The sequence below is a fragment of the Methylophaga sp. OBS4 genome (genome assembly GCF_026319305.1).
Taxonomy (GTDB): domain Bacteria; phylum Pseudomonadota; class Gammaproteobacteria; order Nitrosococcales; family Methylophagaceae; genus Methylophaga.
The window spans coordinates 1-24,978 of record NZ_JAPDMV010000005.1; the positions used below are offsets into that span (position 1 = coordinate 1).

The window sequence follows — 24,978 nt, forward strand, 5'->3', positions numbered from 1 at the left end:
AATGACACCTTGCGGGGCGGCGTTTACGGCGACACCTACCGGTTCAACCTGGGCGATGGTCATGATGTGATCACTGATATCACCAACAGTAACAGCACCAGCTACCGGGACATTTTGCAGTTTGGCGGCACAGCGGATTTTGATGAAGAAGATCTTTGGTTTAGCCGTGAAGGGGATGATCTACAGATTACTATCGCTGGAACAAATGATCAGATTACGGTGAATGACTGGTATACAAGCTCAAATAATCAGATAGAAGAAATATCTATTGGTTCATCAGTACTGTTTAATACCAAAGTTGAGCAACTGGTATCAGCCATGGCTTCCTATGATGTACCTAATGGGGAAGGTAATGTGATCCCACAAGACGTAAAAGAGGAGTTACAACCTGTTATTGCAAATACCTGGCAGGCTGCCTGACAGGACTTACCTAAGTCGTTACCCCCTGTTTGAAGCACTCATACATGATTTTTCTGGTTATGGGTGCTTCAAGCTTCAGGGGAGCGGTACTGATACAAAACTGGACTCCCGATAACTGATGCATGGGGAATAACAAGCATTTCTTGACCATTTATAACTTTTAACTCAAATTCAGATTAGTTAAATCGCCCCGTTACTGTTCTCTATAGTAGTATCGTAGTTGAACAGTTGCTTACCAGCTAACGCTGGTTGAGGAGGGGGCTATGCCAGTTTTATCCAATCCTGTTGTTCGTATCCTGCTATTTATATTGCTGTGCCTGGGTTATGGTCTGGGTTCGACGCAGGCTACCGAGTCTTTCCAGCAACAGCGTCAGCAACTTATTGAACAAATCAGCAAAGATGTGCGGATGAGTCAGGAGATGCTGCCTACGTCAAAGCTGAATGAGCGGGTGTTGGAGGTCATAGCCAAGGTACCCCGGCATGAGTTCGTGCCTGCCAAACACCGGCATCAGGCTTATAAAAATCGACCATTGCCGATTGGTTACGGACAAACCATTTCCCAGCCTGCGATTGTGGCTATCATGACCGATCTGTTGCAGCTTGAGCCTGGTGACAAGGCGCTGGAAATCGGTACGGGGTCCGGTTATCAGGCGGCGGTGATGGCGGAACTGGTTGATGAGGTTTACACCATTGAAATCGTGCCGGAACTGGCTGCGCGGGCAGCTGCCGATTTACAGCGAACCGGTTATCAGAATGTTACAACCCGTGAAGGTGACGGATACTATGGCTGGCCGGAGCAGGCACCGTTTGATGCGATTATGGTGACGGCGGCAGCCGGTCATATCCCGTCACCATTGATCGAGCAATTGAAACCCGGCGGTCGTATGGTGATCCCGGTTGGCAGCCGTTTTATGGTACAGCATCTGGTGTTGGTCACTAAGGATGACAGAGGCGAGATCTTTACCGAGCAGTTGTTGCCGGTGCGATTTGTCCCGCTGACTGGGCAGCACTGAGATGGCACTGTTGATGTCCCGGAGTTATCTGCTGACACTGTCTGCGGTATCCGCATCGGCACTGGCCTACGAAGTTTTATTGATGCGGCTGTTTTCTGTTATTCAGTGGCATCATTTTGCCTTTATGGTCATTAGTTTGGCTTTGCTGGGTTACGCTGTCAGCGGTATTTTTCTGGCGCTTGGCCGTGAATTTTTCAGCCGTTGCTTCCCGCAGGTCATTATGAGCAACTTGCTGTTGTTTGCCATTGCGATGCCTGTTTGTTTCCTGCTGGCGCAGCAGTTGCCTTTTAATCCGGCGCAGCTGTTGTGGGATCCGATGCAACTGCTTTATCAACTTGGCCTTTATCTGCTGCTATCACTGCCATTTTTTTTTGCAGCCAATATTATCGGTTTGTCTTTTTATCGGTTCCGCAGCCTGGCGACACAGGTTTATGCTGCCGACTTGCTGGGTGCCGCCTGTGGCAGCGTAATGATCATTGTGCTGCTGTTTGTGATATTTCCGCAGCATATTCTGGTGGTGTTGCCACTTGTGGTACTGAGCGCTGCATTGATGTGTTTAATATTGTGTCTGAAGCAGTCACAGATTAATCACCGGCGCTGGTCAGCGAGCCTGCTAGTGGCTGTGGCCTTGACGGTAAGCCTGTTACCTTTGCAGCTGAACCTTAATATTTCTCCTTACAAGCCACAAAGCCAGCTGCTTAATGTTCCCGGCACGGCTATTATCGAGCAAAAATCCAGTCCGCTGGGTGTGCTCAGCGTGGTCGAGACGCAAACCGTGCCTTTACGGCATGCCCCCGGATTGAGCATTAACGCGGATAGCGTTCCGCCTGAGCAGTTAGCCCTATTCAGCGACGGCGACAGTATGTCAGCCATCACCCGTTTTGACGGGAATGTGGCACCGCTGCGTTACCTGGATCAAACCACTTCAGCTTTGCCGTATCAATTAAGGCCGTTGGCTGATGTTCTGATCTTGGGTGCCGGTGCCGGCAGTGATATTCTGCAGGCGCTTATTCACCCGGCTGGGCATATTGATGCGGTTGAGCAGAATCCGCAGCTGATTGAGCTGGTCAGGGACCAATATGCTGAATATGCCGGGGGGCTCTTCTCACTGCCACAAGTCAGTGTGCATCAGGCAGAAGCCCGTTCTTTTGTGACAGCAAGTGATAAACACTTTGATTTAATCACATTGTCGTTAATGGACGGTTCAGGCGCTGCCACCGGCGGCCTGTATTCGATGGCGGAAAATTATTTGTATACCAGGCAGGCGATGCTGCTTTATCTGCGTCATCTTGAACACAATGGTTATCTGAGTCTGACCCGCTGGACCAGACTGCCACCCCGGGATATGCCGAAACTGCTGGCCACCGTGATCGAAGCGCTCAATCAGCACGGCACTGCCGATCCTTCACAAAGCCTTGTCATGATCCGCAGCTGGCAAACCGCGACCTTGCTGGTAAAAAACGGTGTTTTCAGCGCAGATGAAATTAATCGCCTCAAGCGGTTCTGCCAGCAACACCGCTTTGATCTGGCTTATTATCCGGGCATTGCTGAAACAGAGGTCAACCAATTTCACCAACTCAGAGAACCTTATTTCTATCAGGCGGCGTTGGCTTTATTAGGTCAAAACGCAGCGGCATTTATCGACGCCTACAAGTTCAATATCGAAGCCGCGGAAGACGACAGGCCTTATTTTTCACAGTTTTTCAAATGGCGGACTTTGCCGGAAATTATTTCTCTGCTGGATCAGGGCGGGTTGTTTTTACTTGAAAGTGGTTATTTATTACTGATTATTGCGCTGATCCAGGCCTTGCTGGTCGGTATTGTGCTGCTGGTGCTGCCGTTATGGTGGGGAAGGCGGCGGCTGGGAATCGAACCCGGAGAGCGGCTGCATAAAAAGGTACTGGGTTATTTTTTCGCTCTGGGTTTGGCTTTTTTGTTTATGGAAATTGCGTTTATTCAGAAATTTATCCTGATTTTGCAGCACCCGGTCTATGCAATTACCGTGGTGCTGGCCACTTTTCTGGTGGCAGCGGGCCTTGGCAGTTATGTTTCCGGACGCCGGCTGCAATGGCCAGCTCGCAACAGGGTCATGCTGGCAGTGTCAGCCATCAGCGGCTTATCGCTGAGTTATATATTTGCCTTCGAATCCCTGTCAGCTTTCATGTTGCAGCAGCACGATCTGCTGCGTTATCTGCTGGCTTTTTTATTAATCGTGCCGCTGGGGTTTTTCATGGGCATGCCGTTTCCTGCCGCCATCAATGTACTGTCGCAAAGCCGGGCGGAGCTGATTCCGTGGGCGTGGGGCATTAATGGTCTGGCATCGGTGATCAGCCCGATTCTGGCAACGTTGATTGCGATGCAGTTCGGTTTCCGGGTACTGATTGCCGTTGCTGTTGTGCTGTACCTGTTGGCTGCCAGGCTGTTTCCGCAGTCAGCATAATCATTCCATTAGCGCGGGCAGCCACAGCGTCAGATCCGGAAATGTAATCAACACGGCTAATACGACGATTTGAATTAGAACAAATGGCACAATGCCGCGATAAATGGATTGCAGTTTAAGTGAAGCCGGAGCGCTGGCTTTCAGATAGAACAGCGAAAAACCAAACGGTGGCGTCAGGAAAGAAGTCTGCAGGTTCAACGCGATCAACAATGCAAACCATAACGGATCCAGCCCCATATAAATGGCCACCGGTGCAATGACCGGCACCACAATAAAGCAGATTTCGATAAAGTCGAGAAAAAAGCCCAGAACAAATATCAGCAACATGCTTAGTACCAGAAAGGTCCATTTACCGCCGGGCAGATTGCTGAAAATATCCAGAATCAGTTTATCGCCGCCCATGCCGACAAACACCAGGCCAAAGGCGGTGGCACCGATGAAGATCACAAACACCATGCTGGTCAGGCGTGTGGTTTTTTGCATGGCTTCACGGAGATTGCCGAGATTGAGACGGCTATGTAATGCCGCCAGAATCATGGCACCCAGCGCGCCGACGGCAGCAGATTCGGTCGGTGAGGCGACACCGAAAAAGATGGAACCTAACACGGCAACAATTAAAAACAATGGCGGCAGCAGACTTTTGATGACACTCAGCGCCAGATGCGTGTCATGTTTTTCATTAACAGGAATCGGGGGCGCCAATTCAGGTTTTCGCCAGGCAATCCAGGCAATATAAATAATGTAGCCGATGATCAGCATGGCACCGGGCACTGTTGCCGCAATAAACAGCTGACCCACTGGCACACCGATTACATCACCCAGCAAAATCAGGATGATGCTGGGCGGAATAATTTGTCCCAAAGTACCGGACGCCGCAATCGTACCGCTGGCCAGGGACGGTGCATAACCACGTTTGAGCATGCTGGGCAGCGCAATAACGGCCATGGTGACGACTGACGCCCCGACCACGCCCGTGGTGGCTGCCAGCAGAGCGCCCACTACCACCACCGAAATCGCCAGGCCACCGCGGAGCTGGCCGAACAATCTGCCCATGGTGTCCAGCAACTCTTCGGCTACGCCTGACTTTTCCAAAATCACGCCCATAAATACGAACAAAGGCACCGCCAGCAGCGTGAAGTTGGTCATAATGCCCCAGATCCGCAGCGGCAGCAGATTAAAAAAATCAAAACCGAGGAAAATACCGCCAAACAGCAAGGCAATAGCCCCGAGCGTGAAAGCTACCGGATAACCCACCAATAGCAGCAAAAACAAAACGGCGAACATCGCCAGAGCCCAATATTCCATTAACGGGCCTCTTGGTGACGTAAAATTTGAATATTTCTGAGAATCTCTGCCACGCCTTGTAATATGATCATGCCAAAGCTAATCAAAATGGCGCTTTTCAGAATAAAGCGATAAGGCAGTCCGCCCGGATCCGGCGAACCTTCATTGTAGAAGAAAGCGTTTTCGACAAAAGGCCAGCTGGTGACCATAATCAGCAGGGAGAAGGGCAGCAGGAATAACACGGTACCTATGATGGAGATCCAGGCTCGCATCGAGTCCGAGACAAAACGGCTCCGATAAACGATATCCACACGCACATGTTCATCGTGTTTGAGTGTGTAGGCGGCGCCAAACAGGAAAACAAGAGCAAATAAATGCCATTCCAGCTCTTGTAGTGCAACAGATCCTTGTTGGAACAGGTAACGCATCATCACGTCGTAACAAACCAGCAGCACCATGGCTAATACCAGCCACGCCGTGCAACGGCCGGTCCACTCGGTGAAGCAGTCTATCCACTTGACCAGGGTTTGAGCATTCAATTTCATTATAGGTTCATTTTTTTATGCTACAAGCGGTAGAGTTTCCCATAATCCGTGCTTAAGCTCTAGGGGCTGTTGCTGCTACGCATGACTGATGGGAAGTGGTAAAGTAATTTGCGAGTCTAATAAAACGGAGAACGGCCATGGAAAACGAAGCTGTAAAACAAAATATCTGTAACAAGGCGCAATGGTACCGGATTCTCTATATGGTGCTGTTTGCCGTTGTGTTGTATCTGGTACTGATACTGGTCGGGATCATTGTGATCGTGCAGCTGGTTTTTGCTCTGTTTAGCGGTAAGCCCAATGAAAACATTGCTGACTTTGCCAGTGATTTGTCGACCTATGTTTACCAGCTTGTGGCTTTTTTGACTTATACCGAAAACCGGCGTCCTTTTCCTTTTAACAGCTGGAACGAACAGGCCGAACCGGATTTCGACGATGATGACTATACGTCTTCAGTTGAAGAGATGGGGGATGCAGGCCAGCCCAGCGGTGACGACCGCAAAAAAACTGACCACTGATTATCTGAGAATTTTTAACTGCAGGATTGATGCATGCTGATTGTTATTTCGCCGGCAAAGACGCTGGATTTTGAAACCGCTCCCGTTACCCGACAGCACAGCCAACCCCGGTTTCTGGAATATTCCCGGCAATTGATTGACAACTTGCGTCAACTCAGTGCTGCGGATATCGCCAGTTTGATGAAACTTAGCGATAAGCTGGCCGGATTGAATGCGGCGCGTTTTGAATCCTGGCAGCCGCCATTTGATCTTGATAACGCCAAACAAGCAGTGCTGGCGTTTAAAGGTGATGTGTATACCGGGCTTGATGCTGACACCTTGGATGAACAGGGAATGGATTATGCGCAGGTACATCTGCGTATTCTGTCTGGTCTGTATGGTGTGTTGAAACCACTGGATCTGATTCAACCTTACCGGCTGGAAATGGGTACTAAACTTGCCAACAAACAGGGCAAGGATCTCTATCAGTTCTGGGGCAGCACGCTGAGAGCCTCGCTGGAGCAGGATGATGCTTTAAACGATGGTGTATTGATCAATCTGGCATCAAACGAGTATTTCAAAGCGATTGAAGCCAAAAAGCTCAAGGCACGTATTATTACGCCGATATTTAAGGACTGGAAGAACGGCCAATATAAGATGATCAGTTTTTATGCTAAAAAGGCGCGTGGCCTGATGAGTCGTTTTATTATCGACCACAAGCTGAAGGAACCGGAAGCTATCAAGCAATTCGACAGTGAAGGCTATTGTTTCAATCAAGAGTTGTCGAAAGGCGATGAATGGGTGTTTAGCCGTAACTAAATTAAGGATGTAAGCTTCAGTCACATGTTATCAAGGATGATAAACAAGCTTGTTCTTACCCTGGGTGTGTGGCTGTTGTTGAATTGTCCGCTGATTTCGGCGAGTCAACTTGATCTCAGCGAGCTGGAACGGCGCTACCTGGATAGTATTGAATTCATTACCTTGTGCACCGACCCTGACTGGATGCCATACGAGAGTATCAATAGTAACGGGCGCTTCACCGGCATTATGTCCGACTTCCATCAGCTCTGGTCAGACATGATCGGCAAACCGATTCAGTTATTGGCCACGGAAAGCTGGCAGCAGTCTTTGCAATATATGCAGCAAAAACGCTGCGACATCTTGTCCAGTGCGCAGGATATCCCTGCCAGGCGGCATTATTTATCGGTCACGGCCCCGTTTATTTTTTATCCTTTCGCGGTGGTCACGCAACCGGATAATCAGTTTATTATCAATCTGCGGCAGGTGCTGGCTCAGCATTTTGTGATGGTTAATGGCTATGCCGGTGTGGAAATGATCCGGCATCAATATCCCGGAATCAAGATCACCACCGTTGCTACGGCGGCGCAAGGCCTGAAAAAAGTTGAAAAAGGGCATGCTTTTGCCTTTATCGATACAGTGCCTAGCATCAATTACCAGACGCTGAAGCATGGTATTTCCCATATTAAGATTAATGGCGTGCTGGATGAGCAATATGCCATGTCTGTCGGCGTGAGACGGGATTTGCCGGAACTGTTGTCCATCTATAACAAAGCCATCAATATCACCACTGACAGCGACCGGCAGAGCATTCTCAATAACTGGCTGTCAATTAATTTCCAATACGAGTTTGATTACACCTTGCTGTGGCAGATCCTGGCGGGTATCAGCGTGATTCTGTTTTTGTTTGTTTATCGATACTGGGTTATCAATCGGCATAATCAACAACTGCAGCAGGTCAACAAAAAGCTGGAACTTCTGTCGCACAGTGATCAGCTAACCGGCATGCCCAACCGCTATTATCTGCATGCTGCTTTTCAAGCTGAACTCTCCCGCTTCAAACGTTATCAGCATCCATTTTCCATTATTATTCTCGATATTGATTTCTTTAAACGGGTTAATGACAGTTATGGTCATATAGTCGGCGACGAAGTGATCAAACGCATGTCGAGACTGTTGCTGCAAAATATCAGGGAAAATGACGAGGTGGGCCGCTGGGGCGGAGAAGAGTTTCTGATCCTCTGTCCGGAGACAAAACAGGAAGGCGCGCAGGCTTTGGCCGAGCATTTGCGACTATTGATACAGGCTTGTGACTTTGCCATTGATGACATTAACATTACTGCCAGCTTTGGTGTTGCAGGCTACCGCAGCAATGAAATGATAGAAGACTGTATCAAGCGTGCAGATGAGGCGCTTTATCAGGCCAAACATAGCGGCCGCAACAAAACCGTTTTTTTCTCAGAGCCTGAATTTGAAGCAGTTGATGTGGAGCAGCCATGAAACGTTTGTTTTTTGCCTTATGGCCGGATGATACGACACGACAAAAAATCGATTGTATCAACCGGAAAATCGATCAAAAAGGTCTTAAAAAGCTGCAACCGACAAATTTGCATGCCACATTGGTGTTTCTGGGAAATGTCGATGACAAAACGGCCGACGCGGTGCAAAAGGCGGCTGCTTTTATCAAAGCCGCGCCATTCACACTGAAATTTAACGAGTTAAATTTTTGGCCAAAGCCGAGAATTCTGTGTCTGACCTGCCGCAAACAACCTAAACCGATTTATGTCCTGGTCAATGCGCTCACGCGCATGGTGCTGGAACATTCGGTCAGGCTGGGTAATAAGCGTCCCTATCGCGCTCATATCACCTTGGCACGTAAAGCCACGGCTAATCCGCCGCTGGAATTTGGAGCAATAGAATGGTCGGCCGACTCTTTTGCGTTGGTGCAGTCGCGTTCAACAGATAAGGGTGTTTGTTATGAGGTGATAGACAGTTGGCCGCTGTCAAAAGTCTGATCAGGCACGATTTTTTATGATGGGGGGCTCAGCCTGCCAGGTTGGGGAAGTGCTGAACCAGAATTCTTGTTTAACGCCAAGCAAACGATACAAACCTTCAGGCAGGTCTTTTTTAATCGTGCTGACATCGGGATGCACATGGGCGTAGCTCATGACGCCGTGGATGAAGTGGTACATCAGTCTGGCTTGTTGTTCCATATCGGTAACCGGATACAGATAACCTTCCGCGTTCAGTGCCTTAACCAGCGCCAGATTGTATTTAATTGCAGTTTGAGACAGCGCTTGCAGTGCTTCGATGACTTTCTGATCATCAGTGCCAATCTGGGCGCCTACATTAAAAAACGGACAGCCACGAACACTGTTGTTATCTTCGCTGAGTTTGGAGGTAAACAGAAACTGGATCAGGTTTTCCAGTTGTTCTAACGGGGTATTGACGGCAGAAAAAATATTGTCGAGATCTTTCTTGATAACTTGCCAGTAATAGCTGGTGGCTTCACAGAACAGGCTCGATTTAGACTCGAAGTGATGATAGAAAGCACCTTTGGTGACGCCTGCCTGTTTGCATATTTCATTGACGCCGACACTGCTGTAGTTGCTTTGCCAGATCAGTTCCAGTGCTGTTTCCAGTAGTCGTTCGCGGGTTTCGATGACTGACATGACTCTTCAATATAAAAATGATAGTGGTACATTATAAATACCGTACGGTTTGTAAGGCAAGTTATAAGTCATTATTTCATCATTAAAAAATGACTTAATATCAAACTGTTAAATAACAAGATTCATCTTATATGCGCCTGTTAACTGTAATTTAATCAGTATATTAACTGATATAAAGCTTGCCGGATGAAATTGTTGTTTCAGTCTTGCTTGACTAGCATACCGACCGGTATGTATGCTTGCGATTCTATAATCCTTAACAAGGATGTTTTGCTCAAGGATACGTCCGTGCACATTGCCACGGTAGCAGTAGGAGATCGTCACATGTCCGATATTTCATTTAAATCCAAGCGCCGTAGCCGGCTGAAACTGTCATTGATTCTGGTGCTGCTCATTGCCGCGGGGGTGGTCTATGTCAGTAATGCCGACAGTGAATCATCCAGGCAATCACCGGCAGCCGCGCCGCCGCCTCCGGTCGCTGAAGTGATTACCATGCAGCTGCAGCCTGTACGTACGTGGACACGTTTTTCCGGCCGTCTCAGTGCCGTCGATACGGCTGATATCAAACCGCTGGTCGGTGGTGAGCTTCAGCAGGTCTTGTTTGAAGATGGTCAGTTGGTTGATAAAAACGCGCTGTTGTTTGTAATCGACCCCCGTCCTTACCAAGCCGCTGTTAAACGGAGTGAAGCACAACTGGCCTCTGCCAGGTCACGTGCCAAGCTGGCCGGGGACGAATTGGCGCGGGCCGAAAGACTGGTTAAAAACAAGCTGGTTTCAGAAAGCGTGTTTGATGCTGCCAGAAATGAATATCAAGTCGCTTCTGCCGCTATCAGTGAAGCAGAAAGTGCGCTGGAACAGGCAAAACTGAATCTGAATTACTGCTATATCCGTGCGCCTTTCGCCGGCAGAGTAAGCCGCGCTGAACTGACTGTGGGCAATATTATCGAAACCACACCGAGCGCGCCGGTTCTTACCACGATAGTGGCTAATAACAGGCTTTATGCCGAATTTGATGTTGACGAACAGACCTATATCAAAACAGTGCGTGGCAGCGCCGACGATGATGCCATGCCGGTGCAGATGACGCTGGCTGCGGATGAGAGCGTCGTATATCAAGGTCAGATCCATTCATTCGACAACCAGCTGAACGTATCCAGCGGTACCATCCGCGCCCGTGCGATTTTTGAAAACACCGATGGTGTATTGACACCGGGCATGTACGCCAATGTCAGACTGGGTGCGGCGGCAGAAGAACAAGCCTTACTGCTGCCGAATCGTGCGATTGGCACCAATCAGGACAAGAAGTTTGTCTATGTTATCAACGGCGATAACCAGGCCACTTACCGGGAAGTAACACTCGGTGAACATCACAACAAACAACGGCTGGTGCTGTCAGGTCTGACCGCCGGTGATCGTGTTGTGGTTAATGGCTTGTCTCATATCCGCCCGAACACAGTGGTCAGTCCTAAACCGGTGGATGATGCAGCACTGGCTCTTAATTGAATAAAAACTGAGTAGGTAGCCCATACCTGCTGATCTGAACGAAGGAACGCGATGAACATTTCCAAGTTTTTTGTGGACAGGCCGATCTTTGCCGGCGTGCTGTCTTTGCTGATTTTTATTGCCGGTTTATTGTCAATGTTCAAACTGCCGATTTCGGAATACCCCGAAGTCGCGCCGCCATCGGTAGTGGTGAATGCTTCATTTCCCGGTGCCAATCCGAAAGTTATTGCTGCCACCGTCGCCACACCGCTGGAAGAGCAGCTCAGTGGCGTGGAAAACATGCTTTATATGTTTTCACAGGCCACCTCAGATGGCCGGATGACGCTGACAGTCACGTTTAAAATCGGCACCGATCCCGATCTGGCACAGCAGATGGTGCAAAACCGTGTGTCCCAGGCTTTGCCGAGATTGCCCGAAGTCACGCGTCAACTGGGGGTGACAGTGGTCAAAAGCTCGCCTGATCTGACCATGGTGGTGCATCTGATTTCGCCGGATAAGAGTTACGACGAGTTGTATTTGCGTAACTATGCCTTGATGCATGTGAAGGATGAGCTTGCCAAAGTGGAAGGCGTGGGTACTGTACGTCTGTTTGGTTCCGGTGACTATGCGATGCGGATCTGGCTCAACCCGGAAAAGGTTGCCGAACGGGGGCTGACGGCCACGGATGTGGTGAATGCGGTGCGTGAGCAGAATGTGCAAGTGGCGGCAGGGGTGATTGGCGGTGCGCCAATGACCAGTCCGATCGATGTGCAACTGCCCATCAATGCCAAAGGCCGGCTGGAGTCGCCGGAAGAGTTTGAAGAGATCATTATCCGTGCCGGTGAGCAGGGACAGATCACGCGGCTGAAGGATGTGGCTCGTGTGGAGATGGCAGCGGCTGAGCACAGTCTGAATTCGATGCTGGATAACCAGCCTGCTGTGGCGATTCCTATCTTCCAGGCACCAGGCGCCAATGCGATTGCAATTTCGGATAATGTGCGAACCATTATGGCCGAGCTGAAGGGCCGTTTTCCTCAGGGCGTGGATTACCAAGTAGTTTATGACCCGACCGTCTTTGTTAGAGATTCAATCAAGGCTGTTATCAAAACTTTGCTGGAAGCCTTAGCCTTGGTGGTGCTGGTTGTTGTCGTGTTTCTGCAGACTTGGCGTGCCTCGTTAATTCCGCTGCTGGCGGTACCGGTCTCTATTATCGGTACGTTTGCCTTGATGTGGCTATTTGGCTTTTCCATCAACACCTTGTCTTTGTTTGGTTTGGTCTTAGCTATCGGTATCGTGGTGGATGATGCTATCGTCGTGGTCGAAAACGTGGAGCGTAATATCGAAACGGGCTTATCGCCACTGGAAGCCAGTTACCAGGCCATGCGTGAGGTCAGCGGGCCGATCATTGCGATTTCGCTGACGCTGGTAGCAGTGTTTGTGCCAATTGCTTTTGTCAGTGGTCTGACCGGCCAGTTCTATCAGCAGTTTGCATTAACGATTGCAATTTCCACTGTGATTTCTGCCATCAACTCTTTGACGTTGAGTCCTGCACTGGCGGCATTATTGCTGCGCAGTCATGATGCACCTAAAGATCGGTTAACGAGGGGAATTGATTTCCTGTTCGGTGGTTTTTTCCGGCTGTTTAACCGGACTTTCAAAAAAGGCTCACGCAACTATTCCAGTTCGGTTGCCGGTTTGCTCCGGCACAAAACGGTGTCGGTATTGATTTACGGTTTGCTGTTGGGTTTTACCGTTTATGGTTTGAACAGTCTGCCCAAGGGGTTTGTGCCGGCGCAGGATAAGCAGTACTTGATTGGTTTTGCGCAATTACCCGACGGTTCGTCGTTATCCCGGACTGAAAATGTAATCCGTGAAATGGGACGGATTGCGCTGGATGAGCCCGGTGTGCAGAGTGCGGTTCAGTTCCCCGGTTTATCGATCAACGGTTTCACCAATAGCCCCAGCGCCGGCATTGTGTTTGTACCTCTGAAGTCGTTTGATGAACGTAAAACGCCCGAGCTTTCAGCTAATGCGATTGCCGGCAGGTTGCAGGCCAAGTTTGCCCAGGTGGAAGAGGCGTTTATTGCCATTTTCCCACCACCTCCGGTCAGGGGACTCGGCACCACTGGCGGTTTCAAACTGCAGATTGAGGATCGCGCTGATTTGGGGTATGAAAAACTGGCAGAAGTGGTAGAGCAGGTGCAACAGCAAGCTTGGCAGAACCCGGCTTTGTCCAGTGTGTATTCGAACTACAAGATCAACGTACCGCAATTGTATGCCGATTTGGATCGCACCAAAGTTAAGCAACTGGGGCTCGATGTCAAAGAGGTTTTTGATACCATGCAGATCTATCTGGGCTCGCTTTATATCAACGACTTTAATCAGTTTGGCAGAACCTATCAGGTGATTGCACAGGCGGATTCGGAATATCGATCCAACCCGGATGATGCGCTTAACCTCAAGGTGCGTAATACCCAGGGTGAAATGGTACCTCTGGGCAGTGTGCTGGAAATGCAGGAAAGTTACGGGCCGGAAAGTGCTGCGCACTATAACGGTTATCTTGCAGCAGACTTGAACGGTAATGCGGCACCGGGGATTTCCAGTGGTCAGGCTCAGGATGCGATCAGTGAAATTCTGGAGAAAATCCTGCCGTCAGGAATGGCATTTGAATGGACGGATCTGACTTATCAGCAGGTATTGAGCGGTAATACAGCGATGTATATCTTCCCATTGTGTCTGCTGTTGGTATTTCTGGTGCTGGCCGCACAATATGAGAGTCTGATTCTGCCGCTGGTGGTGATTACCATTGTGCCGTTGTCGATTCTGGCTGCTGTGTTCGGTGTCTGGGTGACTGACGGCGACAGTAATATCTTCACGCAGATCAGTTTCTTTGTTTTGGCGGGGCTGGCCAGTAAGAATGCGATTCTGATCGTTGAATTTGCCCGCGAGCTGGAAATCAACGGCATGGATACAGTGAAAGCTGCCATCAAAGCCAGCCGCATGCGTTTGCGTCCGATCCTGATGACCTCGTTTGCGTTCATTATGGGCGTGGTGCCGATGGTATTGTCGACCGGTGCCGGTTCCGAGATGCGTAACGATATCGGTGTGACAGTATTCTCCGGGATGTTAGGCGTAACCTTTTTCGGTTTGTTCTTTACGCCGGTTTTCTATGTGCTGTTGCGTAAACTGGAAGGCAAGCGCCGCTATCATTCGCATGCCGCTTAAACAAAGGACTGGAGCAACTCGGGAAAGTGTGTAACCTTCCCTGACTCATCCGGTTCCCATGGGCTTCCGTGGGAACCTGGGATGAGAGTCTAACAGGCTCCCACGCGGACCGATAACTGCTCCTGCGTTATCGGCATATGATGGGCAGGATGCCCAAATGCCGCGATAGCAGGGATAGCGATAGCGGCCATCACCTCCATGTGAATAAGCCTGGGAGCCAGACTGATGGTTTACGGTCATAACCTGAGCTGCGCATAAGAAGCTTTGAAAGTTCAGCAATAAAGCACTCGCTCTGCGACGAGCTTGTATGGTTATCGGTGCTGATAGGGCTCCGTTCTGCTGAGATCCTATGGTTCGAGTCAAACATTTTGAACGCTTCAAGCCCTTCGGCAATAAAATCGTCTTTGCTGTCATTATCGGCCTTTAAATAAAACACACTGTCTGCAATGAAGCCGAACATCAGCCGTCCAGGAAAACACCGTCGCCGCCGAACATGCGTTGGCATAAACGGGCCCGAGTGGTTGCATCAACTCGATGACATAAGAGACAAATGCTTTTTCTTCGTTGGATAGTGACATTTTTAACGCGAATGTTTGATAATTTGCACCGATCTGGCTGGCCTCTTGTCTCTACAAGGAATATTTCCTCAGTTGGCCATTGGGTCAATCTTTCAGACTATATGGATTCCGGCATCCAGCATGGCGTGGCGGGCCTTTTCGCCGCCTTTTTGGCTGACCGGATGCGCAGCGTGTTCGATAAATACCACTTCAAAACCGGCCTTGCGGCCATCGAGTGCTGTTGCCAATACACAGACATCTTCGGCAAGGCCGCCGACCCACAGACGTTTGATATTATGGCGGCGTAACTCGTCCGCCAACCCGGTCTGATCGAAAGCCGAGTTTTGGTCCTGGTCGAAACGCACGCCTTTGGTGACAATAATCGCTGACTCGGGCAGGTGGAGATCAGGGTGAAAACGGGCACCACTGGTATCCTGGATACAGTGCGGTGGCCAAGGACCACCTCTGTCAGTAAAACTGATATGGCCGACAGGGTGCCAGTCACGTGAGGCATAGATCGGTATGTTTTTGGATACGGCATCATCAATCCAGTGGTTCAACACAGGGATAATCTCGTCACCGTGTTCTATCGGCAATGCACCGCCGGGACAGAAATCATTCTGTACATCAACCACAATCAGCGCATCATCTGTTTGAAATTGGATAGTCATAACAGCCTCCTGTTATCTTGGCCGGTCTCAGGATGAGACCTGCTGTGCCACTTTTTTCTGGAAGTTGGCTAATTCCTTACTGACTTCAACCGGATAAGGCGGATCGGCAACAGTTATTTGCCTGATCGATACAGGCAAGCGGCCAATTTGCGCCTGTGCATAATTCCGGATGGTGTCGAGATTGACTTTGCCAGCAGGCAGTCGTTTGCCATTGCGCATCACCGTCTCCAGCAGCGGTCGACCGGGCAAATCCTCGCTGGCTCGTGCAATCACATCGCGAACATCCTGATTATCTTGTTCGAGGCGAAAGATCTGTTTGCTGCCCGGCAATATCGGTTTGCCGCTCGATAATTTGAGCCTGCCTTTATCGGCATACTCACAGAGTTTGTAGGCGATATCCATAGCCGGTGCATCGCTGGACACACCCATATCGGTACCGACCCCGAAACCGTCTATGGGAGCATCTGCGGCCACTAGCTTGGCGATTTTGTCTTCATCCAGACCACCGCTGACAAATATCTCGACTTGGTTCAAACCGGCGGCATCCAGCACCTGGCGGGTTTCGCGAGAGAGCGTAAGCAGATCGCCGGAATCCAGCCGCACAGCCCTGGCCTGAAATTTATCACCCAGTGTTTTTGCCAGTTCGATAACTTTATAAACCGCGGCTATCGTATCGTAGGTGTCGACCAGGATAACCGTTTGAGGATAGATTTCTGCAAAGGCACTAAATGCGGCCGCTTCGTCCTCATGGGCCTGGATATAGCTGTGTGCCATGGTGCCGGTAATCGGTATGTCGTAGCGCTGGCCGGCCAGCACATTGGAAGTGGCGGCAATACCGCTGATATGGTAGCTGCGGGCTGCCTTCATGGCTGCATCGATTCCATGGATGCGCCGCGCACCAAAATCGACTACCGGACGACCCTTGGCCGCCGCTACCATCCGCAGCGCTTTCGAGGCCAGTACGGTTTGCAGATGGATTTGATTCATGACAAAGGTCTCGATCAGTTGCGCCTGCGGCAGGGGAGCGGTGACCTCCAGAATCGGTTCGTTGGCAAATATCGGCGTACCTTCCGCAACAGCCCTGACTTCGCCGGTAAAGCGGAAATCCAAAAGCCAGGACAGAAAGCGCTCGGAGAACTGTCCCAGCGAGCGCAAGTATGCAATATTCTCACTATTGAATTGCAGGTTTTCCAGATAGCTGAGGACAGTGTCGAGACCGCAGGTCAATAAAAAGTTACGCCGGGCAGGCAGATTGCGGACAGCGAGGCTGAAGACCGCATCCTCCATCATTTCTTCATCGAAATAAGCCTGGAGCATGGTCAGTTCGTAGAGATCGGTAAACAGCGCCAGTTCATCCTGTGCCGCGCCTTCGACAGGGGAGGCGACTTGCGGATATGGCTCATTGATATTCATCGCTTTGACCCTCCTGCATGCGTTTCAGTCGAAATCGCATGCCGCCCTCGAGATCCGGCTTACAAATACTATTCTACAAGTTCCTTAAGTATCTTTGTGTATAGATGCTGATCGGCGGTAGAGAACAGCACGAAACGAATAAATTTGAGCGACGACAGTCCCGGCGCGGCATCGAGGATCGTTTTCAAAGCAATCCGTGCAGCCGATTCCGCCGGATAGCCAAAGGTGCCTGTTGAGATAGCCGGAAAGGCGATGGAATGGAGATTGTTCTGCTCAGCCAGGTAGAGAGCATTCCGGTAGCATGAAGCCAGTAAATCATCGGAAGGTGTATCTAACCCGTAAACCGGACCGAGACAGTGAACCACCTTACGGTTAGGTAAATCGTGCGCACCGGTGATAACCGCCTCGCCCGGCCGGATAGGGGCGAGCGGCCGGCATTCAGCTTCCAGCCCAGGCCCTGCAGCGCGATGTATGGCCCCAGCCACACCGCCGCCGATACGCAACTCGGCATTAGCAGCATTAACAATCACATCCATGTCGGGCTGGTTAACAATATCATCTTGTACGCACTCGATCGTTACATCATGGATAACTTGTCTTACCGTCATGGTGTTTTACCTCCTGCAGCTTCACTGCATTGTCTGCAACATTTCTCCACAAGTACCAGCAAGAGAGATTTGTTTTCCTGAAATCTAACAGTCATGTTTTCTCGTCGCTACCGGAAAATTGACAAGTATTTTTTGCCATAACAGCAACACATGGAAATAATATTCGACCCTTCTGTTTTACTGCGAACCAGTATGTTAGTGAGATCTATGACTTTCATTATTCTTAGATAGCTTCTTCTGCGGCATAAGTTTTTTCATCTTTTGTCGATTGCTTAATTTTTATATAAATAATTTTGGATCCGCTTTAAATCAGCAGATTCTCTTAGTTGTTAAAATTTAAAGCAAAAAGAATGTGTTATGACAAAAAAACAAGGTGGGCAATGGGACTGAACAATTCTGGACTTCATCAAAAAGGGCGACTATATTTTTTCCTATATAGACACCGTACAGCGTGGAGGCCGACGGTTGCCATGAAAAGAGTCGTTCCCATCCCGGCACGGGCATAAACAAGACGAGGAGTTAGTGATGAAATACTATCCGGTAAAACTCTTGTTGATCACGCTCGGACTTACCCTATTGACGGCATGCTCGCCCGACGACAGCCCGGACGAGTTCGAAAAATCAGGCATCGCTAGCAAAGTTGTTGTGACCAAGAAAGTCGGCGGGCAAGTATCTGATGTTATTACAGTGCAAGCTAACACTAACCTCAACCACCTATTCGACCTTGGTACGCAACGCGGTGGCGTGCAGGTGGATATTTCCTGCCACCCGGCTGAACATGACTGGTGCACGAATGACTTCCAGACCACCTGTGATGCTCATGGCGGTGGCTTGAGCTCTCAGGAGGATGGCAGCGTCAATTGCAACATACCAGACGCTTGAGCATACATTTGATGGATGAAGCAAGCGATTCAACGCCGGACATAACACAACAAATTTATGTGACCATTCCGGCACGAGCATAACAAAATAAGGAGCAGTTTGTAGTGGTCAGCGTGGGAACCAGATAAATTTGTTATACGAGCTACTTAAGCTGGATATGCCTTGCGACCTTTGCCTCCAATAAACGAACAAGGATAGGATCCATGCGGGCATATATATCCGGGATATCCAGACAAATGAGTTTTTTGTCTTTTAGCAGTGCTTTAAATTGTGCTGATACCCTGCGCTGATGTGATTTTTCCATCACAAAAATAACATCAGCCCATTTAATCAAGTCACCACTTATGGGCCTTTCAGCACCAATGCTGGTGCCGCAGCCTAGAGCATTGATACCGTTGTATCTTGAGAAGACTGCTTCCCCGGTAGGGCTTCTCAGTCTGTTTTCACTACACACAAATAGCAGATTCACTATTTTTCTCGCTCACTGATAATGCCTGTTGTTTAGTGGCTACTCGCTGTTGCGGCGCAGCTTCCTTGCGATGAAAAGGAAGCGATAAATACCAACGATCATCGTTACAGCGCCTGCTGCAATAAGCACCCACGCAATAGCGAATAGAGACAGGTAGCCGGGAAAGAAATGGAGCAATATGGCACCTGCCGCCGCGAGTGCCAGGGCCGTACGCACATAAGCCAGCAACGTGCGTTCATTGGCCAGGCGAGTTCGTTCCAGCGCCAATTGATCTCGAAGCGCTGTTTCATTCATTGAATTTGCGGGTTCCATGGATATGTTTGTTATGTTCCAGCATTTTGTCGCTATTTTTCAGGCAGGCTAATCACAAAGTCCAGGCATTTGGAAACCCAGGCTTCTAACTCCGGCTCTTCTTGAATACCCTCTGCTTTGACATAAATCATGCCGTTCATTGGCTTGCCTGTAAAATCCATTTCCTTCACATATTCGTAGCCCAAACATTCAGCATAAGCGGCCGCCCCGACTCTTGCCATCAAGGTATCACCCAATATACCGCAACACATATGGCCACGTACCATAAAGCAAAGGCCGCCGAACATTTTCTTCTCTATGACGTCGGCTCTACCCGAAAATAGCTCACGTAACCTTTCCGCTAATCCTTCATCATAAGCCATCGGTATTTATGCCTTTGTTGGGGGAAGGGGGCCGTCATATTTCAGACACTGACTTCATCGTATAGTTAAAGCGTACAAACCTGTTCTGCGTTTTTGTCATGATTGCTTTGCAGCCGTGATGATCAGAGCGGGCATCACGAAAGCGATACTGCCATTGTTCATCAGGAACGGGTGCAGTGACTCCTCTGCCAGCTTGAGAAGACGATCAAACTGCGCATCGTCGAGTAGGCTGCCGAGGGTCCATGCACAGGCCCTCTCGGTGGAAACCATTGCATTGATTGATTTGAAACGTACCATCCCATCATGTCTTGTGACTTTTGCATTCGAGATACCTGTAGCTGCGCACTGAGAAAGCAGCTGTTCCGGGTCTCCACACACGAAGGGGGCGCGAAACGACTGTGCAACTTGCTCCCCGAAGAGCCTGTGCAGCAACTCGGTGAATACGGCATAGCCAGGGGAATGGTCGAGTGCATCACACACTGCTACTGCCAATCGCCCGCCCGGCTTCAGGACGCGTATCATCTCACGAAGCGCCGCGCACTGGTCCTCGAAGAACATAAACCCGAACTGGCTAACCACCGCATCGAAACTTTCGTCTGCAAACGGTAATGACTCGGCATGTCCCTTCCGCCACTCAATGCTTGAGTTCTTTTGTCGAGCCACAGCGAGCATGGTTTCATTGGGATCGAGACCCACAACTGCGCCACCATTCCCAACGCGTTCGGCCGCCGAGCAAGCCAGCACACCGGTACCACAGGCCACATCAATCACCCTCTGACCCAAGCTGATGTCCGCTGCATCCGCTACGATATTTCCCCATTGCCCGAATAATGCCGGGACGAAGAAGTCATCATAGACTTCAGCAGGGGAGCGCGATCCTCGTTCGTTCATTTGGCACCCCCATTTACTCTTTTAGCGCCTGACGACAGGCGTAAGCTGCACGCTCCAGTCAGGCCGATGACCGAATGTGACGTACTACTTCACTTGGCGCATCAAGAGGTAAAAAATGTCCGCCGTTCTCAACGGTAACGGACTGGACCCCGGAAATTAGCGACTCATCGTATTGCCTTTCTTCGGGCAACGCCCAATCCTCCGCTCCCCAGATCATAAAAGTCGGCACGTTGATATTTCCGTACTCAACGCGTGCTCGCTCCCAGCTTGACGAATTCCTTAAAAGGTTGATGAAACCGCGATAATGACCATGCCGGTTACCGACCCTGTACATCTCTTTCATTAAGGCGGGAGAGATAGACTTGGGATCACTGACGCCGCCAGTCAAAACGGCTTTCATAATGAAGTAATTCCGCAGCCGCATAACTGTATCACCCACAACGGGAATAGCGCTCAGCCATACCACAACGCGTCCCGGCAGCGAAGCCCGTGCCATTCCTTTTCCCTGGTAGTAATCATAGGGATTGATAGGAATAATGCGGACAACCCGCGGATTGCGGCGAGCAGCGATAATGAGTGAGATACTCGCACCTATGGATACGCCGCAAAGGGTTACACCGGTCAGGTCAAGTTCATCGAGAAATCCGTTGACGTATTTGACGAAAAAGTCAGCGTCATATGATCCCTCGGGGATATCGGAATAACCATGCCCGGGATAGTCGAATGCGTACACCGTAAAGTGCTTTGACAGTTCCGGGATCACCTTGTGAAACAGATCCATCTGGGTCCTTAGTGTATGGAGCAATACCAGTACCGGGCCTTGCCCGACTTTCAAATAGCGCAGCTTTACGTCATCAACCGTGACATACGCGGGTTTCAGTCCTGGATCCCATAGCATCGCTTCAGGTGCTTTAGGTGCCGGCCTGAGCGCTTCAACCAGAAACGATACGAGCCAGAGGACGGCAAACGACGCGAAAAAAATGATCAGGAAGGTGATAAATTTCATGTCGATCCCCTGCTCGTGTGCAGTCCACAACATTTACCTGTTAGGTTTTTTCTTTGGCAGAATGAGCCTGTAGATAATTCTGTGTAACCGCAGTTTTCAAACGAAGTCCGCCCTTGTTTATTATGCGACTGTTCAAGGGACAGCCAACATGATTTTTTAACTTATCATTAAAAAAGGTGACTGATTTATTTTCCTATTTTCTGTCTAAAAATAAATTTGTCCCCATTTTTCGAAAGAGCTACTTCAGCAGGATATGTCTGGCGACTTTTTCTTCCAATATGTGAACAAGGGTGGGGTCCATGCGAGGGTACATATCCGGGATATCGAGACAGATAAGCTTTTTGTCTTGTAGCAGCGCGTTAAACTTTTGGGATACCTCATGTTGATGTGATTTTTCCATAACAAAAATCACATCAGCCCACTCAATCAAATCACCGCTTATGGGTCTTTCAGCATCAAATCTGGTACCGCAGCCTATCGCCTTGATACCTTCATATTTTGAGAAGACTGTTTCTCCGGTAGGGCTTCTCGATATGTTCTGACTGCATACAAATAATAGATTCATGATTTCCCTTGCCGCTGGAATAAGGGATATACAAGTACGAGTAAGAATGGATTCTCTCAGTTCATAAACCTGACATTAAAGTATTTTTACCCTGGCTTCAAAAGCCCTAAAACACACTGAGTATGAACCCCACGGCAAGCAGGGCTGCAATAAAATAGAAAAGGTTCGCAAGGTTGGCATTACCGAGCCGCTCTTTTTGCCGCAGCTCTTTCAGGGCTATCACTTCTCGATCACTCAGATTAGCGCAATGAGTGCACTTCGCCTCGGATTTCGGAAAACGAAGCCCGCAACGGCTGCATTTCTGTGAACGCCGTATTTTTACCGGAAGAAATATAGGGCCTGTCATTGATTAGCTCCTTTCATTTCACCTCATTGGCCAGCCGAGCCCAGTAGGGGACAGAGTGGTTCTGGCTTTAATTCAGACAGCAGTGCATCAATCAAATCAGCGGTCGTCTGAAGCAGGGATATACTCAACTGAAAACCCTCGAAAAAGTGAGTATATTCGTAGACCCACATAGGTAAATATTGCCGAGAACAGTCCAAACAAGACGCCTACAATGGCACCGATGAAGGGCGAAACTATCAACCCCTTTATACCGGTGACGTATTGATCATTCCATTGCACCACCTCAACGCCAAACAGGGCCGCAATACCAAAGATAGAGGTCAACAGCGCCCACCCAATCGTCGAACCTAATAAAATGAGCTTTACAATTGATGCACCTCTTATTCTGGCTATGTGTAAAGTTTCCGTATTACGCATATCTTCTCCTGCTAACGCCTGCGTTGATGGGCCATTTTGGCACTGTGAAGCCGCTGGTTATTAAACCCATGTAACCAACTTAGTACAATCACGCGGGCAGTTCAATGAGGTAACTATCCCATAGCGGACCGCAATTCAGACAAACCGGTCTTCGCTTACAATAATACCCGGGCAACATCACACACCCGACCATCAACCGTCCGCTGCATCTTATTTTCTATATCAGTGCAAAGGGACGAGACCTTTTGTGGTGATGTCGAAGCCACAACGAAGGACCATTCGCTGGATTCGAGTCTGTCACGATCGGCACTTTCACAGACAGCGACTGCCGGATTGCGCCCAAAGCGTTCATGCATGCCGCGTATGCGCTGACGTTTTTCTTTCAGTGAGCTGCATCCGGGCAGGGAAATTTTCAGTGTCAGTACGCCGATGTACATGGGCAGCCTCCTTCTTCTCAGAATTTGTTCCGCTCCACAAGTATCTCCGTCAGCTGTGTATATATGAACAGGCTGAAGTTTGAATTCTTTACCTAGCCCCCGCTCAGGGCCTGGAAAATGTAAACAGTCCCATCAGCCGGAACAAAATCAGACAGCTTTTTTCTATCAATCACGATGCTGTCATTGATAGCAAGATGCACATGTCGACGCAGCGCACCATGTTCATCGAGCACGTAATCGGTGAAGCCCGGAGCAATGTCGTTGATCGCGTTCAAAACCTCGGCGACCGGGCCGGCCGGCACCGTAATCGTCCGGTTCTCTAACTGCGGGAAGAAGCGGTAAAGATGGTCTGTCATTTCAACGCTAGCCATGATAATCAGCCAAATCGCACCGAATAAATCGGCGGCAAATTGTTACCGAGACATTGCCAGCTTTCACCGCGGTCTTCTGACAGGTAAACATTACCGGTGGTACTGCCAAAACACAGACAGTCACCCGAGATATCCAGGCTATGCCTCAGCACAAGGTCGTAGGCGTTATCCTGCGGCAGGCCGTTACGGAAAGTTTGCCAGGACTGACCGCCGTCAGTTGTGCGGGCAATGCACAGGCCACCGTCAATCGCCATACGTTCTGCATCTGCTTTCGCCGGTATGACCCAGGCGGTAAGTCCGTCATTCGCATCCACCGCGACAGGAAATCCAAAATGCACGCCAGCATCCGGCATGCTGACTTTTTTCCAGTTTTGCGCAGCATCATCGCTGTAAAAGATACCGCAGTGATTTTGTTGCCAGAGATGATCCGGTTGCCCGGGGCAGTTGGTCACGAAATGCGGATCGTGCCCCCATTCCGCTGCAGGGTTCGGCATATAGTCCATCAGCATGCCGCGATTACGCCCCGCCCAAGTCTGGCCGCCATCGGTGGTTTCGAGCACACCGGCGGTCGATACCGCGACATACATATGATCCGCATTGCGCGGATCAACAATGATGGAATGGATGCCGGGTTCGAATACACCGTAATCAATACTCGCCGGCGTGCCGCTCCAACGGTTCTCACTGGTGGCATCGCCGGTAAACAAATCGCCACCGCGACTTTCATGGTTCCACAGCGGGCGGTTGAGTTCCCAGCTATCGCCGCCGTCATCGCTGACAAACAAACCGCCGGGGATCGTGCCGGTGTACAGCCTGCCGGGCTGATCAGCATGGCCAAACGTAATATTCCAGATCTTATAGACAATGGCGTCGCTGTACTCAGCTTGCGCGGACGGTGCTTCCGGATCGAAATCCGGGGTAGGCATGTAATTGACGATATGGCGTGCGCCCTCGGGGTACTTGACGGACATCAGATCCTCCCAGGTCGCCCCCTGGTCTCGCGAACGTGACAGCTTCGTTCCCCAGTGACCATGATCCAGGGAAGCCCATAAGGTGCCATCCCGCGGATCACGCGCCGCGTAACAGACAGGAATGCCCGCATGCGTGATGGGCCGAGGACGCCAGCCAGTATTTATACGATCAAAGATTACGGTGCCTTTGCGAGTACCCAGTAAAATAATATTAGACATAGTTTTGCCCTCATATATTTACGTTGATTCATGTACTAACTGCGATCTATAACCCCAATATTCAGTGGCGGCCTTTGCGAGACTCAAGGAGCAACCAACATGATTTTT

At 49.8% G+C, this 24,978-nt stretch carries 26 protein-coding genes; 10 read left to right on the forward strand and 16 right to left on the reverse strand.

Features of this window, described 5'->3' with window-relative positions; all coding sequences use genetic code 11:
* The 3 genes from OMP95_RS02060 to OMP95_RS02070 form a co-directional block, all read left to right on the forward strand.
* Window positions 1-420 (forward strand): calcium-binding protein (locus OMP95_RS02060; RefSeq protein WP_266325410.1); only part of this gene is annotated, 420 nt, incomplete at its 5' end.
* Between the two features lie 263 nt (window positions 421-683).
* Window positions 684-1,433, forward strand: a complete 750-nt coding sequence (locus OMP95_RS02065; protein ID WP_266325412.1) for a protein-L-isoaspartate(D-aspartate) O-methyltransferase — start codon at window positions 684-686, stop codon at window positions 1,431-1,433.
* Between the two features lies 1 nt (window position 1,434).
* Window positions 1,435-3,873, forward strand: coding sequence for an SAM-dependent methyltransferase (locus OMP95_RS02070; RefSeq protein WP_266325414.1), 2,439 nt, complete (start codon window positions 1,435-1,437; stop codon window positions 3,871-3,873).
* On the opposite strand, the gene OMP95_RS02075 is transcribed toward OMP95_RS02070, so the two are convergent.
* The gene (locus OMP95_RS02075; RefSeq protein ID WP_266325416.1) at window positions 3,874-5,178 is read right to left on the reverse strand and encodes a TRAP transporter large permease; all 1,305 of its coding nucleotides are present in this window, start codon (window positions 5,176-5,178) and stop codon (window positions 3,874-3,876) included. It abuts the gene before it with no gap.
* Window positions 5,178-5,702: a TRAP transporter small permease subunit gene (locus OMP95_RS02080; RefSeq protein WP_266325418.1), complete on the reverse strand. Its 525-nt coding sequence runs from the start codon at window positions 5,700-5,702 to the stop codon at window positions 5,178-5,180. Before OMP95_RS02080 ends, OMP95_RS02075 begins: the two co-directional genes overlap by 1 nt.
* Window positions 5,703-5,839: 137 nt before the next feature.
* Here OMP95_RS02080 and OMP95_RS02085 point away from each other — a divergent pair, with 137 nt between their 5' ends.
* Genes OMP95_RS02085 through thpR form a run of 4 tightly spaced genes read left to right on the forward strand, consistent with a single transcriptional unit; the run spans window position 5,840 to window position 9,009 of the window.
* The gene (locus OMP95_RS02085; RefSeq protein WP_266325420.1) at window positions 5,840-6,217 is read left to right on the forward strand and encodes a DUF4389 domain-containing protein; all 378 of its coding nucleotides are present in this window, start codon (window positions 5,840-5,842) and stop codon (window positions 6,215-6,217) included.
* A gap of 33 nt (window positions 6,218-6,250) precedes the next feature.
* Window positions 6,251-7,015 carry a peroxide stress protein YaaA gene (gene yaaA / locus OMP95_RS02090; RefSeq protein ID WP_266325422.1) on the forward strand — a complete coding sequence of 255 codons (765 nt, stop codon included), beginning with the start codon at window positions 6,251-6,253 and terminating at the stop codon, window positions 7,013-7,015.
* 36 nt (window positions 7,016-7,051) lie between these two features.
* The gene (locus OMP95_RS02095; RefSeq protein WP_266325424.1) at window positions 7,052-8,494 is read left to right on the forward strand and encodes a diguanylate cyclase; all 1,443 of its coding nucleotides are present in this window, start codon (window positions 7,052-7,054) and stop codon (window positions 8,492-8,494) included.
* Window positions 8,491-9,009 carry an RNA 2',3'-cyclic phosphodiesterase gene (gene thpR / locus OMP95_RS02100; RefSeq protein ID WP_266325426.1) on the forward strand — a complete coding sequence of 173 codons (519 nt, stop codon included), beginning with the start codon at window positions 8,491-8,493 and terminating at the stop codon, window positions 9,007-9,009. Before OMP95_RS02095 ends, thpR begins: the two co-directional genes overlap by 4 nt.
* Here thpR and OMP95_RS02105 read toward each other — a convergent pair whose 3' ends face one another.
* A complete protein-coding gene (locus tag OMP95_RS02105) occupies window positions 9,010-9,666 on the reverse strand; it encodes a TetR/AcrR family transcriptional regulator (RefSeq protein ID WP_266325428.1) in 657 nt (218 codons plus the stop codon).
* 324 nt (window positions 9,667-9,990) lie between these two features.
* Between OMP95_RS02105 and OMP95_RS02110 the strand changes: the two genes are divergently transcribed.
* Both OMP95_RS02110 and OMP95_RS02115 read left to right on the forward strand, forming a co-directional pair.
* Window positions 9,991-11,169, forward strand: coding sequence for an efflux RND transporter periplasmic adaptor subunit (locus OMP95_RS02110; protein WP_266325430.1), 1,179 nt, complete (start codon window positions 9,991-9,993; stop codon window positions 11,167-11,169).
* Between the two features lie 51 nt (window positions 11,170-11,220).
* Window positions 11,221-14,373, forward strand: coding sequence for an efflux RND transporter permease subunit (locus tag OMP95_RS02115; protein WP_266325432.1), 3,153 nt, complete (start codon window positions 11,221-11,223; stop codon window positions 14,371-14,373).
* A gap of 670 nt (window positions 14,374-15,043) precedes the next feature.
* Here OMP95_RS02115 and OMP95_RS02120 read toward each other — a convergent pair.
* From OMP95_RS02120 to OMP95_RS02130, 3 genes are all read right to left on the reverse strand, one after another.
* Complete coding sequence (locus OMP95_RS02120; protein WP_266325434.1) at window positions 15,044-15,601, reverse strand: isochorismatase family protein; 558 nt, start codon at window positions 15,599-15,601, stop codon at window positions 15,044-15,046.
* Window positions 15,602-15,628: 27 nt separating this feature from the next.
* Window positions 15,629-17,014, reverse strand: coding sequence for a nicotinate phosphoribosyltransferase (locus OMP95_RS02125; RefSeq protein ID WP_266325436.1), 1,386 nt, complete (start codon window positions 17,012-17,014; stop codon window positions 15,629-15,631).
* Between the two features lie 68 nt (window positions 17,015-17,082).
* On the reverse strand, window positions 17,083-17,622 hold the full coding sequence (locus OMP95_RS02130; RefSeq protein ID WP_266325438.1) for a macro domain-containing protein: 540 nt from the start codon (window positions 17,620-17,622) through the stop codon (window positions 17,083-17,085).
* 525 nt (window positions 17,623-18,147) lie between these two features.
* Here OMP95_RS02130 and OMP95_RS02135 point away from each other — a divergent pair.
* Window positions 18,148-18,504 carry a hypothetical protein gene (locus OMP95_RS02135; RefSeq protein WP_266325440.1) on the forward strand — a complete coding sequence of 119 codons (357 nt, stop codon included), beginning with the start codon at window positions 18,148-18,150 and terminating at the stop codon, window positions 18,502-18,504.
* A 142-nt stretch (window positions 18,505-18,646) separates the two neighbouring features.
* Here the strand turns inward: OMP95_RS02135 and OMP95_RS02140 are convergent, their stop codons facing one another.
* The 10 genes from OMP95_RS02140 to OMP95_RS02185 all read right to left on the reverse strand — a co-directional run bounded on the left by OMP95_RS02140 (window position 18,647) and on the right by OMP95_RS02185 (window position 24,870).
* Window positions 18,647-18,973, reverse strand: a complete 327-nt coding sequence (locus OMP95_RS02140) for a low molecular weight protein tyrosine phosphatase family protein (RefSeq protein ID WP_266325442.1) — start codon at window positions 18,971-18,973, stop codon at window positions 18,647-18,649.
* Window positions 18,974-19,012: 39 nt separating this feature from the next.
* Window positions 19,013-19,267, reverse strand: a complete 255-nt coding sequence (locus OMP95_RS02145; protein WP_266325444.1) for a DUF202 domain-containing protein — start codon at window positions 19,265-19,267, stop codon at window positions 19,013-19,015.
* Window positions 19,268-19,317: 50 nt separating this feature from the next.
* Complete coding sequence (locus OMP95_RS02150) at window positions 19,318-19,647, reverse strand: TfoX/Sxy family protein (protein WP_266325446.1); 330 nt, start codon at window positions 19,645-19,647, stop codon at window positions 19,318-19,320.
* Window positions 19,648-19,743: 96 nt separating this feature from the next.
* Window positions 19,744-20,538: a methyltransferase domain-containing protein gene (locus OMP95_RS02155; protein ID WP_266325448.1), complete on the reverse strand. Its 795-nt coding sequence runs from the start codon at window positions 20,536-20,538 to the stop codon at window positions 19,744-19,746.
* 58 nt (window positions 20,539-20,596) lie between these two features.
* Window positions 20,597-21,544, reverse strand: a complete 948-nt coding sequence (locus OMP95_RS02160) for an alpha/beta fold hydrolase (RefSeq protein ID WP_266325450.1) — start codon at window positions 21,542-21,544, stop codon at window positions 20,597-20,599.
* Window positions 21,545-21,782: 238 nt separating this feature from the next.
* Window positions 21,783-22,109: a low molecular weight protein tyrosine phosphatase family protein gene (locus tag OMP95_RS02165; protein ID WP_266325452.1), complete on the reverse strand. Its 327-nt coding sequence runs from the start codon at window positions 22,107-22,109 to the stop codon at window positions 21,783-21,785.
* A gap of 442 nt (window positions 22,110-22,551) precedes the next feature.
* On the reverse strand, window positions 22,552-22,872 hold the full coding sequence (locus OMP95_RS02170) for a hypothetical protein (protein ID WP_266325454.1): 321 nt from the start codon (window positions 22,870-22,872) through the stop codon (window positions 22,552-22,554).
* Window positions 22,873-23,027: 155 nt separating this feature from the next.
* Window positions 23,028-23,309 (reverse strand): DUF503 domain-containing protein, encoded by a 282-nt coding sequence (locus OMP95_RS02175; RefSeq protein ID WP_266325456.1) that lies wholly within the window; start codon window positions 23,307-23,309, stop codon window positions 23,028-23,030.
* A 92-nt stretch (window positions 23,310-23,401) separates the two neighbouring features.
* Entirely contained in the window at window positions 23,402-23,680 is a 279-nt protein-coding gene (locus tag OMP95_RS02180; RefSeq protein ID WP_266325458.1) for a MoaD/ThiS family protein, read from the reverse strand.
* A 5-nt stretch (window positions 23,681-23,685) separates the two neighbouring features.
* Window positions 23,686-24,870, reverse strand: a complete 1,185-nt coding sequence (locus OMP95_RS02185) for a sialidase family protein (protein WP_266325460.1) — start codon at window positions 24,868-24,870, stop codon at window positions 23,686-23,688.
* Between the last annotated feature and the right edge of the window lie 108 nt (window positions 24,871-24,978).

What these genes read in the sequence shown, in the direction of transcription:
- yaaA (WP_266325422.1), top strand. Translation starts at nt 6,251, where the DNA reads ATGCTGATTGTTATTTCGCCGGCAAAGACGCTGGATTTTGAAACCGCT.
- thpR (WP_266325426.1), top strand. Translation starts at nt 8,491, where the DNA reads ATGAAACGTTTGTTTTTTGCCTTATGGCCGGATGATACGACACGACAA.
- OMP95_RS02120 (WP_266325434.1), bottom strand. Translation starts at nt 15,601, where the DNA reads ATGACTATCCAATTTCAAACAGATGATGCGCTGATTGTGGTTGATGTA.
- OMP95_RS02160 (WP_266325450.1), bottom strand. Translation starts at nt 21,544, where the DNA reads ATGAAATTTATCACCTTCCTGATCATTTTTTTCGCGTCGTTTGCCGTC.
- OMP95_RS02070 (WP_266325414.1), top strand. Translation starts at nt 1,435, where the DNA reads ATGGCACTGTTGATGTCCCGGAGTTATCTGCTGACACTGTCTGCGGTA.
- OMP95_RS02125 (WP_266325436.1), bottom strand. Translation starts at nt 17,014, where the DNA reads ATGAATATCAATGAGCCATATCCGCAAGTCGCCTCCCCTGTCGAAGGC.
- OMP95_RS02075 (WP_266325416.1), bottom strand. Translation starts at nt 5,178, where the DNA reads ATGGAATATTGGGCTCTGGCGATGTTCGCCGTTTTGTTTTTGCTGCTA.
- OMP95_RS02095 (WP_266325424.1), top strand. Translation starts at nt 7,052, where the DNA reads ATGATAAACAAGCTTGTTCTTACCCTGGGTGTGTGGCTGTTGTTGAAT.
- OMP95_RS02085 (WP_266325420.1), top strand. Translation starts at nt 5,840, where the DNA reads ATGGAAAACGAAGCTGTAAAACAAAATATCTGTAACAAGGCGCAATGG.
- OMP95_RS02080 (WP_266325418.1), bottom strand. Translation starts at nt 5,702, where the DNA reads ATGAAATTGAATGCTCAAACCCTGGTCAAGTGGATAGACTGCTTCACC.
- OMP95_RS02115 (WP_266325432.1), top strand. Translation starts at nt 11,221, where the DNA reads ATGAACATTTCCAAGTTTTTTGTGGACAGGCCGATCTTTGCCGGCGTG.
- OMP95_RS02155 (WP_266325448.1), bottom strand. Translation starts at nt 20,538, where the DNA reads ATGAACGAACGAGGATCGCGCTCCCCTGCTGAAGTCTATGATGACTTC.
- OMP95_RS02145 (WP_266325444.1), bottom strand. Translation starts at nt 19,267, where the DNA reads ATGAATGAAACAGCGCTTCGAGATCAATTGGCGCTGGAACGAACTCGC.
- OMP95_RS02065 (WP_266325412.1), top strand. Translation starts at nt 684, where the DNA reads ATGCCAGTTTTATCCAATCCTGTTGTTCGTATCCTGCTATTTATATTG.
- OMP95_RS02180 (WP_266325458.1), bottom strand. Translation starts at nt 23,680, where the DNA reads ATGGCTAGCGTTGAAATGACAGACCATCTTTACCGCTTCTTCCCGCAG.
- OMP95_RS02110 (WP_266325430.1), top strand. Translation starts at nt 9,991, where the DNA reads ATGTCCGATATTTCATTTAAATCCAAGCGCCGTAGCCGGCTGAAACTG.
- OMP95_RS02150 (WP_266325446.1), bottom strand. Translation starts at nt 19,647, where the DNA reads ATGGCTTATGATGAAGGATTAGCGGAAAGGTTACGTGAGCTATTTTCG.
- OMP95_RS02130 (WP_266325438.1), bottom strand. Translation starts at nt 17,622, where the DNA reads ATGACGGTAAGACAAGTTATCCATGATGTAACGATCGAGTGCGTACAA.
- OMP95_RS02165 (WP_266325452.1), bottom strand. Translation starts at nt 22,109, where the DNA reads ATGAATCTATTATTTGTATGCAGTCAGAACATATCGAGAAGCCCTACC.
- OMP95_RS02175 (WP_266325456.1), bottom strand. Translation starts at nt 23,309, where the DNA reads ATGTACATCGGCGTACTGACACTGAAAATTTCCCTGCCCGGATGCAGC.
- OMP95_RS02135 (WP_266325440.1), top strand. Translation starts at nt 18,148, where the DNA reads ATGAAATACTATCCGGTAAAACTCTTGTTGATCACGCTCGGACTTACC.
- OMP95_RS02185 (WP_266325460.1), bottom strand. Translation starts at nt 24,870, where the DNA reads ATGTCTAATATTATTTTACTGGGTACTCGCAAAGGCACCGTAATCTTT.
- OMP95_RS02105 (WP_266325428.1), bottom strand. Translation starts at nt 9,666, where the DNA reads ATGTCAGTCATCGAAACCCGCGAACGACTACTGGAAACAGCACTGGAA.
- OMP95_RS02170 (WP_266325454.1), bottom strand. Translation starts at nt 22,872, where the DNA reads ATGCGTAATACGGAAACTTTACACATAGCCAGAATAAGAGGTGCATCA.